This is a genomic window from Nitrospirae bacterium CG2_30_53_67, assembly GCA_001873285.1.
In the GTDB taxonomy this organism is placed as follows: Bacteria; CG2-30-53-67; CG2-30-53-67; order CG2-30-53-67; family CG2-30-53-67; genus CG2-30-53-67.
Genome location: MNYV01000013.1, coordinates 1 through 9115, shown reverse-complemented (window position 1 = coordinate 9115; position 9115 = coordinate 1). Strand labels below are relative to the sequence as shown.

Below are 9115 nucleotides of genomic sequence, written 5' to 3'. Positions count from 1 at the left end.
AATCCCTACCTTTCATGGCGGATGGTCCTGATCGGCGATCCGCTTTACAACCCCTTCAAGGCCAGGCCCGCCTTTCTTCTGATGGATGCCCCGCCCCCGCCCGGATGATACGATGGAAACGAGCTTCCCCAAGGTCTTAAGATTCGACGGCTTTTCATAACGGCGGGGTGATGGTGACCAGGACCTTCATCTCGGTCTTGGCCTTGATTCCGTGGGGCACGCGCACCCGGCCGATCAGGATGTCCCCTTTTCTGACCCCGATCTCCTTGCCCTTTTTCCTTGCAGGGGGATCATCCGGCGTGATATTTTCTCTGGGTGGCGAAGAAAAAATCCTTTATAAAACGGTTCATTCTCTTTTTGGTTCTTGCGCTTTTCGGACTCACTGCCTTCCAGTTCGTCTACCCGGATGTGTCCAGCCTTGCCAAAGAAAATCCCGGGAAGACGGCTTTCATGAAATACCGCGAGAAGGAATGGAAGATCATGGGTAAGCATGATACGATCAGCCGGATATGGGTCCCCTACAGGGCCATATCGCCTTATCTCATCAAGGCCGTGCTCATCGCCGAAGACGACAAATTCTGGAGCCACGAGGGCTTTGATTACGAGGCCCTGCAGGAGGCCGTGGAAAAGGATATCCAGGCAAAAAAATTTAAACTGGGCGGGAGCACGATCAGCCAGCAGCTTGCAAAGAACCTCTATCTCTCGCCTTCCAAGAACCCGGTCAGAAAGATCCGTGAGGCGATCATTACATGGCGCATGGAGAAAACCCTGAAGAAGAAGAGGATGCTCGAGATCTATCTCAATGTGGCCGAATGGGGCGACCGGGGGATCTTCGGCATTGAAGCCGCATCCAGAAGGTATTACGGCAAGCCCGCCTCAGCGCTCGGACCTGAAGAGGCTGCGAGACTGGCCGCCGTGCTGCCGAACCCGAGGAAATACAATCCGATCGGCCATTCAAGATTTGTGGCACGCCGGGCCGCTCACATCTATCATATTATGTTAAAACGGGGGATCGTGGAGCCGGAATATGAATAAGTCTAAAGAAAACTGCCCGTTATGCCGATAAAGGTACCAATTCATAAATTCAACTTCATGCATGGTTGTTCGGCAAGACAAGTCAGGAGGGTGATTGGATATGAAGAAAATTCTGATCGTGGATGACAGCATCTCCGTGAGCCGCCGGCTTGAAAAAATTATTGTTAGTACGGGTGAATTTGAGGTGATGGACCGGGCAAAGAACGGCGCAGAGGCCATCATGAAGTATCAGGCCGGACATCCGGACATTGTTTGCATGGATATGAATATGCCCACGATGGATGGGTTGACTGCATTACGAAGTCTGATCGCCTTTGACCAGAATGCGAAAATCGTCATGGTGACCTCGCTTGGCGGGGTTAGTGACAAATTTACCGAGGCCATGAAACTCGGCGCCCGAAACGTTATATGCAAGCCCTTTGAAGCTGATGATGTGCTGCGAATTCTCCGTGAGGTGTAATAATTACGAATCATCTCCAAAAGAGTAGGTGAAAACATCAGGGGTCAAGGGGTCAAGGATTCCAGGGGTCAAGTGAAGTGCTAAAAACATAAGGGGCCGAGGGTCATAGGGTTACGCTTCTCGTGTCCCGCTTTTCTCTATACTTGCCGTCTGCGACGGCTACTACACTAAGGCATCTTGGGATCAAGGGTTCCAGTGTTTTTCTCTGGAGATTTTGCTTGCGTTCTTGTACTCGGTTTACCGGTATCAGTATTTCACTTGACCCCTTGAACCCTTGAATCCTCGAACCCTTTTTACCCACTAAATGGGAGAAGAACCATAATTACAGGGATGACGAGACGGTTTCCGGGGTAAATGTGCCCGTACGAGAGTTGTCCTATTTAAACTATTTTCAAATGAGGGAGATCCGTCATGGCGGTTAAATTTTTCGGCCAGTTTATGGTGGAGAAGGGAGTGGTTTCAAGGGAAGACCTGCTGAAAGCCGTGGAACTGCAGGATTTCGTCAACATCAAGTTCGGCGAAATGGCTCGCTCTATGGGCCTCTTAACCGATGCGGACATTGAACGCATCCATGAAGCGCAGCGGTCCGAAGATCTGCGATTCGGCGACATGTCCATCAAGTTAGGTATCCTGACCGAGGATCAGCTCAAAGAGGTCCTTGCAAAACAGAAAAGCACCCACTTGTACATTGGAGAAGCGCTGGTTAAAGTGGGCGCCATTCAAGCGGATGATCTGCCGGGTTATCTTGATGCTTTTAAAATTGATCAGGCGCCCTACATGATCGAGAAAGTGGCCATCCCTGACGGTGTGCCGGATCCCAAGGTATGGGAAGCGGCGGCAGACCTGACCTATAAGATGTTTACCCGCATTGTGAATCTTACCTTCAAGCCCGGGCAGTGTGTGGTCATTCAAAAGATGGAGCCCAATGATACCATCGTTTCCATGAACTTGACAGGGCAAGTGAAGGCACAGTACCTGCTTTCCGTCTCATCAGGCGTCAGGAAACTGATTGCAAAGGCGATTCTGAAGGAAGATGACGTGACGAATGAAACCGATGAAGTGCTGGATGACACCGTCATGGAGTTCATGAACATTGTCTGCGGCAATATCGCGGCCAAGGCGGTCCAGTTGGGAAAAACGATCGGCATTGTCCCCCCTGAGGTCCTTGACGTGAGAGGGAAAGGCGTTCATATCCCCGAGGGAGGAATGGGACTTTTGTTTCCGCTCTATGTGGCTGACGAGCAGGTTGAACTCGGCATTTTCCTGAAACCAGCGTAGCAATTATTACTTGTTGCAATGCAACAAGTAATAATTGGTGGAGGCGGCGGGAATCGAACCCGCGTCCGGAAATGGTCCGCCACGACCTCTACATGCTTACCCTTGGATTTGGGATTCGCCCGGAGGCACGCCCCAAGGGCGGGCTTAGCCTCGTCGCTATCTCCTGATGTTTCGCCTTTGGGGCCGGAGCCCTCCCCGCTTGGCTATCCTGTGAATATTGCGCCCTGACTCCCCCCCACAGGCAGGAGAAAGAGGACGGGTTGCTTAATTAAGCAGCCAGTGCCAGTTCGTTGTTGGCAGTTGTGTTTTCCCGATTGTTTAACGAGCCACCGGGACCTCGGCATGCAGCCGGGGCTTTCTCACCCCCGTCGAGACCAATCGCCCCCCTTCTTTGGATGATGTAGTATAACTATACACCTTTTTCAGAATTTTTCAACCTTATCGGCCAACTTATCGGCCAATTTTTACGCCTTGCGCTCAAAGACACCGCTTTTCCCGCCGCTCTTTTTCATAAGCCGGATATCCGAAATCACCATCCCCCGGTCCACGGCCTTGGCCATGTCGTAGATAGTGAGGGCCGCGGCCGAGACCGCGGTCAGCGCCTCCATCTCGACCCCGGTTTTGCCTGTGATTCTGACCCGGGCCTCGATCTCAATCCTGCTCTTCTCGGGATCCGGGTAGAAGAGGATCTCAATTCCCGTAATACTGAGCGGGTGGCACATGGGGATCAGCTCGGCCGTGCGTTTTGCCGCCATAATCCCGGCCACACGGGCCACGCCCAGGACGTCCCCTTTACTGATCTTCCTGTCCTGAATCAGCTCGAAGGTCCGGGGCTGCATGGAGATCGCGCCGTGCGCCACGGCCTCCCGAAGGGTCTCTTTCTTGTCCGAGACATCCACCATGCGGGAACGCCCCTCTTCATCAAAATGGCTGAGATCCGCCAAGGTCTCTCCTCCTTAATAAGGTTTTAAAAATCCTATATCATCCCATCAGGAAAATCAAGCTTTCAAAAAGGGTCCGGGTGTGCGGTAAATTTATGGATAAATATTTTTTATTAAGAGCGTCATTCCCCGACTTGATCGGGGAATCCAGACAATAAAAGACTGGATTGTCCGGTCAAGCCGGACAATGACAACATATCAATCCTGAGGTCTACCCATATTTTTATCGCAGACCGAAAGGGACGGACCCTAATACATATTCAAAAAAAGCCCCTCCGTCCCTTTTTATCAAACATATTGCCCGGAGTTTTGTGTTTATGTTACTGTAGATCAATACAAAAAGAGACCGGGAGATGTCATGGAAGGAAAAAAGATCGTCTGCACCAACCGCAAGGCCCACAGGGATTACTTCCTGGTGGAAAAATACGAGGCGGGCATGATCCTGACCGGGACCGAAGTCAAATCCCTGCGCAACGGGCAGGCCAATCTCAAAGACAGTTATGCGGGTTTAAAGGGGGAAGAGCTCTACCTCTATCAGATGCATATCAGCCCCTACACACACGGGAACATCTCAAACCACGATCCCATCCGGACCCGCAAACTTCTCATGCATAAAAGGGAGATCCGCCGGATGATCGGCAAGATCCGGGAGAAAGGGTTCTCCCTGATTCCCGTGACCGTCTATTTCTCCAGGGGTCTGGCCAAGGTGGAACTCGCTCTGGCCAAGGGGAAGCGCGAGTACGACAAGAGAGAGGATATCAAGAAGCGGGAAGAGGTTCGGGAGATCGAAAAGGCAATGAAATCAAGACGGCATAGGTAAAAAAAATAACTCAACTTTTTTATCTTCTTGACATGCTGCAACATGGCTATTATAATAGCGCTATTAGGAGGCGTCTTTTATGAGAGTGGCCAATACGGTTGAATTAAAGAACAAAACGAATGAACTGTTGCGCGAGGTGGTGAAGGGAAAACCTGTGATCATCACCTATAGAGGAAAACCGGCGGCATCTCTTACCCGGCTTACTGAAGACGATCTTGAAGACTTTATCATTGAGAACAGCCCGGCCATACGAAAGAAGATAGCAAAAGCGGAAGCGGATATAAAGGCCGGCAGAGTTATTTCACTGGATGACTACCTATCATAAAAAGTCCTCAAATGAGGCGGCAAAGTAAAAAGCTCCTATAGCTCCGCGCGCAAGTCCTGAGGAATGAGGCGTACTTACAGCTACGCTGCAATGACGAAGGACGCAGCGCACCCCAAGATACATTAATGTTAAAGCCGCCGTAGGCGGCATGGATAATGCAAAGCGGGGCACGCGGCGCTCTGAACTCTGTTCGGAGCGGAAAGCGTAACCTGCAGATGGACTTTTTACAAAGCCGCAAGATTAATGGATGAATTCATTGTCCAATTAGCCCGCGCAGCCATTGATGACCTAAATGATATTCCAAAAGCTTTCCGTGATCAGGTCATCTCGGAGATAAAATCTCTTTCCATAAACCCCTTGCCCGGAGGATCCGGAATTAAGAAACTGAAAGGATTCAAACCGCCTCTCTACCGGCTTCGTTCCGGAGATTACAGGGTTCTATACAGGTTGCAAAGCCATACCATAACCATTATGAGAATCATTAACAGAAAAGAACTCGAAAAGATCATTAAGCGGGCAAACCTGTAGCATGGATCCCGCAGTTGTCATTGTCCGGCCCCCCGATCAAGTCGGAGGGCATGCTTGACCGGACAATCCATGGTTCGACAAGCTCACTATGACAATTGTCACCCTGAGCCTGCCGAAGGGTGGATTCCCCGATCCAGAGGCTGTGTCGCAATGCAACGCTATTTTAAGAAGTGGGGAATGAGCGCTTACATGAGCAACCAACTTGCTTGTCGATTCCACAACATAACTTCCCCTGGTTAAAATGTGGGGAACAATTTTTTATTTTTCGCTCCAGAATGCATTGCGACACAGCCTCCAAGTCGGAGGACAGGCCCGATCGGGGGGTCGGAGAATGACGCTCTTAGAGAAATGTTACCCATAAATTTGTTGCACACCCACACATAAACACACATAAACACAACCTTGACATGTCACGGGACCTGGTGTATCTTTAAGCATCTTTTTCATCGGATCTTTCCCTGCTGTCGGCTGTGGGACGCATGAATGCTCCATGTTTTCATGACCGCTGCACCAGGAGGACTTTCCAAAAATGAAAATCAAGCTGATAGACCCGGCCCTCAAAGGCTCACACATGCGGCATACCGGAAAGGAAGTCCGGGCCATCTGGTTCCCCAGGCTCAGCCTCCCGATCATCGCCGCCCTCACGCCGCCGGAGCACGAGGTCTCGATCACGGATGAGACCGTGGAGGCGCTGGACCTGAACGAGCCGGTGGATCTCGTAGGCATCGGGACTATGAGCACCTATATCCCAAGGGCCTATGAGATTGCGGAGACCTACCGGGCCAAAGGGGTGCCCGTGGTCATGGGAGGAATCCATGCCTCGCTCATGCCCGATGAGGCGCTAGCCCATGCGGACGCCGTGGTGGTGGGGGAGGCTGAAAATGTCTGGGGCAAGGTGATCGAGGACGCTCAACACGGGCGTATGAAAGGGATCTACAAATCCGAAAAACCCGTTGATATGAGCCGAATCCCCATGCCGCGCCTGGGCCTTCTGAAACGGGACCGGTACATGACCGCCAACTCGCTTCAGACCACACGGGGGTGCCCGTTTTCCTGCGATTTCTGTTCCGTAACCGAATTCTTCGGGAACACCTACCGTTTCCGTCCGGTCGAACAGGTGGCGGCCGAGGTGCGGCAGCTCAAGGAAAGGTTCAATGCGAAGTTCGTGGCCTTTGTGGACGACAACATCGTGGGCAACCGGAAATATGCCAGGGAACTCTTCACCGCTCTGATCCCGCTCAAGATCAAGTGGGGGAGCCAGGGGTCGCTCACCATGGCCAAGGATGATGAACTCCTTAAACTTGCTATGATGAGCGGGTGCGTCTCCATGTTCGTGGGGATCGAGTCCCTGTCGGACGAGACCCTGAAGGCCGCAAACAAAAAGATCAATAAGGTCTCGGAATATGAAGAATCCATCAGGAAGATCCATGACCACGGGATCATGATCAACGCGGGGTTCATCTTCGGGTTCGATACCGACGATGAGGGGGTTTTTGAGCGCACGGTCCGCTTTGTGCAGAAGAACCGGATCGCCCTCCCCACCTATCATATCCTGACCCCGCTCCCGGGGACCAAGCTGTTTCACAAGCTTCAGGACCAGGGGAGGATATTCGATTATGACTGGGGGAAGTATAATTCCGGAAACGCGGTCTTTTACCCCAAACTCATGACGCCGGAGACGCTTCAGGAGGGATACTTCTGGGCATTCCACGAGACCTACAAAATAAGCTCCATCGCGAGGCGTGTCCTGCATCCTCAGCCGAGGCTCTTCCCCAGGCTCGCCCTGAACTACGGCTATCGGCGGATCGTGGAAAGGAGTCCGGAAGGGAAGGTTCCCCGGTTCTCGAAGATCTTCAACAGGATTCCGGAGATCATCCACTCTAAGGAGAAGATCACGGCCGCTCTCGATCACACGGCCAAAGGCGCCGTGGAGACCTCGGCAAAGATCATGGACTTCCTCAGGATTCGGATCCGGAAGATCGGGACCGAGCCGGTCTTCCAGTTGGACCTGCAAGGCGTGCTGGACAAGGTTTCCGCCCGCAAACTCTGGAGCAAGAGCCGGCAGGCGATCCGGCAGGGGGCCAAGACCGTGATCATCAATTTTCAGGAGGTCCGCGCGATCACCCCGATGGCGTTCAAGATCCTCCTTTTCAGGAAACGCATGATCAAACGGTACAAGAAACGGATCCAATTGATTAACATCGATCCCCGTTACGCGGAGGTCATCCGGGGGATCACTGGATTTCAGATCTATCACGGAAAGGAGACCCATTAGATGTCCGTTATTCCACCGCTTTGCGGCCGCGCCCTCAGGGGCCTTGTTCTTTTCATGTTCATCACCGCCATTCTCATTTCCTTCACCTCCATCACCGCCCATGCAAAGACAGACGCCTATCAGGAGATCACCTCACGGATCCTTCACCTCTTCCCGGTCTTTTCCGGTAAAGTTCAGGATGTGCAAGGGTCCACGGTGGTGATCCAGACGGCGCCGGGTTCCCCGGTCGTATCCGGCGCCTATCTCATGATCAAAAAAGAGACGGCCAAAGGAGCTCTCCCTCAGCCGGCGGCCCTGGTCCGCGTAACCGGGGTTTCCGGCCAGGAAATCCGGGCGGAAAGGATCAGAAAACAGGAGATCAAAAAAGGCGATCCGGTCACGGGATGGCCGAGACCCCTCCCGGTCGCTCTGGTCCCCATGTCCAGGGAAGCGCTCGGTCTTCTTCTTGAATACTCACCGCCCAAGGGAGACATCGACCCGGTACGGACCGAAGACGTGCTCACGGCCATGATCCAGAACCACTACGCGGACTTCTCTGCCCTCGAGCAGATGGACCTTTCGGTACTGGGGCCCGCACTGAAGACCCCTCTCATCTTACAGGTCAAGGTCCTCTCGGGTTTCGGAGAAAACATTCTGCAAATGGCGCCCTATGCCGTGGAAACAGGAGCGGGGCTCGACACCTTTTCGGTCCTGCTTTCGTCCCGGAGTACTTCCATGGCTGAGGCGCGGCCAGCATCCAAGACGGCCCAGCCCCTGCCTGCCGCAGTCCCGGCTGAAACCATGGCCTCCGCTCCCCCTCAGCAGGGCGCAGATATCCTTTCCGCTGACAGACCGGAAAGCGAGGAGGCCGCCGCGCCTTTGGCGCTCCCCATGGCCGCAGCCGGCGGCGCCGTTCTGCCGGCCATGCCCAAGCTCCCCCCATTGCAAGGATTTCATGATCCGGCACACTGGGTCCGAATCCTCAAACTGGACAAACGGATCATGTCCATGGCCGCAGGAAACTTCATGGGAGAGGGCAATCGGGCTTTGGCCGTCGGGACACCGGGGAAGATCCAGATTTATACGTTCCGTCAGGGAATGCTGAGGGTGGGCCAAAGACTCGAAGATCAGGATCTCTCCACGCTTTTCTGGCTGGAAGCCTCTGACTTGAACGGAGACGGCGTGGACGAGATCATCGTCAACACGGACGAAGGAGTCCTTGTGATCACACAGCAGCAAGGAGCCCTCCGGATCGTACACCGCCGGAAAGGGCTTTTCATCCGCAGCATCGGAAGCGAACTCTATGCCCAGACCCTTTCCGGCCTGCAGCTCGGAGAAAGTCCCGTGCATGCCGTACGGTGGAGCAACAATGACTGGCAGGAGGGAGAGGAACTCAAAGGTCCAGGTTCGGAGAATCTCTTTGCCCTCGTTGAGGCCTCTTCGGAGCCCGGGCTTTATCTGAGCGCAGAACATC

8 protein-coding genes, 1 other RNA gene and 1 pseudogene are annotated in these 9115 nt (G+C 53.3%); 8 read left to right on the top strand and 2 right to left on the bottom strand.

The window, feature by feature from the left end; all coding sequences use genetic code 11:
- The first annotated feature begins 315 nt into the window (after positions 1–315).
- From AUK29_00570 to AUK29_00560, 3 genes are all read left to right on the top strand, one after another.
- Positions 316–1035: a monofunctional biosynthetic peptidoglycan transglycosylase gene (locus AUK29_00570; protein ID OIP66514.1), complete on the top strand. Its 720-nt coding sequence runs from the start codon at positions 316–318 to the stop codon at positions 1033–1035.
- Positions 1036–1135: 100 nt separating this feature from the next.
- On the top strand, positions 1136–1495 hold the full coding sequence (locus AUK29_00565) for a two-component system response regulator (GenBank protein OIP66513.1): 360 nt from the start codon (positions 1136–1138) through the stop codon (positions 1493–1495).
- Positions 1496–1906: 411 nt separating this feature from the next.
- Positions 1907–2773, top strand: a complete 867-nt coding sequence (locus AUK29_00560; GenBank protein ID OIP66512.1) for a chemotaxis protein CheX — start codon at positions 1907–1909, stop codon at positions 2771–2773.
- Positions 2774–2808: 35 nt separating this feature from the next.
- On the opposite strand, the gene ssrA is transcribed toward AUK29_00560, so the two are convergent.
- Positions 2809–3159: a transfer-messenger RNA gene (gene ssrA, locus AUK29_00555) on the bottom strand.
- Positions 3160–3237: 78 nt separating this feature from the next.
- Positions 3238–3717: a molybdenum cofactor biosynthesis protein C gene (locus AUK29_00550; GenBank protein OIP66511.1), complete on the bottom strand. Its 480-nt coding sequence runs from the start codon at positions 3715–3717 to the stop codon at positions 3238–3240.
- Between the two features lie 355 nt (positions 3718–4072).
- On the opposite strand from AUK29_00550, the gene AUK29_00545 reads away from it, so the two are divergent.
- The 5 genes and pseudogenes from AUK29_00545 (at position 4073) to AUK29_00525 (ending at position 9115) form a co-directional block, all read left to right on the top strand.
- The gene (locus AUK29_00545) at positions 4073–4534 is read left to right on the top strand and encodes an SsrA-binding protein (protein ID OIP66510.1); all 462 of its coding nucleotides are present in this window, start codon (positions 4073–4075) and stop codon (positions 4532–4534) included.
- A 79-nt stretch (positions 4535–4613) separates the two neighbouring features.
- The gene (locus tag AUK29_00540) at positions 4614–4859 is read left to right on the top strand and encodes a hypothetical protein (protein ID OIP66509.1); all 246 of its coding nucleotides are present in this window, start codon (positions 4614–4616) and stop codon (positions 4857–4859) included.
- A 243-nt stretch (positions 4860–5102) separates the two neighbouring features.
- On the top strand, positions 5103–5387 hold the full coding sequence (locus tag AUK29_00535) for a hypothetical protein (protein OIP66508.1): 285 nt from the start codon (positions 5103–5105) through the stop codon (positions 5385–5387).
- A gap of 529 nt (positions 5388–5916) precedes the next feature.
- A complete protein-coding gene (locus AUK29_00530; GenBank protein ID OIP66507.1) occupies positions 5917–7662 on the top strand; it encodes a hypothetical protein in 1746 nt (581 codons plus the stop codon).
- Positions 7663–9115 (top strand): annotated as a pseudogene (locus AUK29_00525) (hypothetical protein).

What these genes read in the sequence shown, in the direction of transcription:
- AUK29_00565 (OIP66513.1), top strand. Translation starts at nt 1,136, where the DNA reads ATGAAGAAAATTCTGATCGTGGATGACAGCATCTCCGTGAGCCGCCGG.
- AUK29_00530 (OIP66507.1), top strand. Translation starts at nt 5,917, where the DNA reads ATGAAAATCAAGCTGATAGACCCGGCCCTCAAAGGCTCACACATGCGG.
- AUK29_00535 (OIP66508.1), top strand. Translation starts at nt 5,103, where the DNA reads ATGGATGAATTCATTGTCCAATTAGCCCGCGCAGCCATTGATGACCTA.
- AUK29_00545 (OIP66510.1), top strand. Translation starts at nt 4,073, where the DNA reads ATGGAAGGAAAAAAGATCGTCTGCACCAACCGCAAGGCCCACAGGGAT.
- AUK29_00540 (OIP66509.1), top strand. Translation starts at nt 4,614, where the DNA reads ATGAGAGTGGCCAATACGGTTGAATTAAAGAACAAAACGAATGAACTG.
- AUK29_00560 (OIP66512.1), top strand. Translation starts at nt 1,907, where the DNA reads ATGGCGGTTAAATTTTTCGGCCAGTTTATGGTGGAGAAGGGAGTGGTT.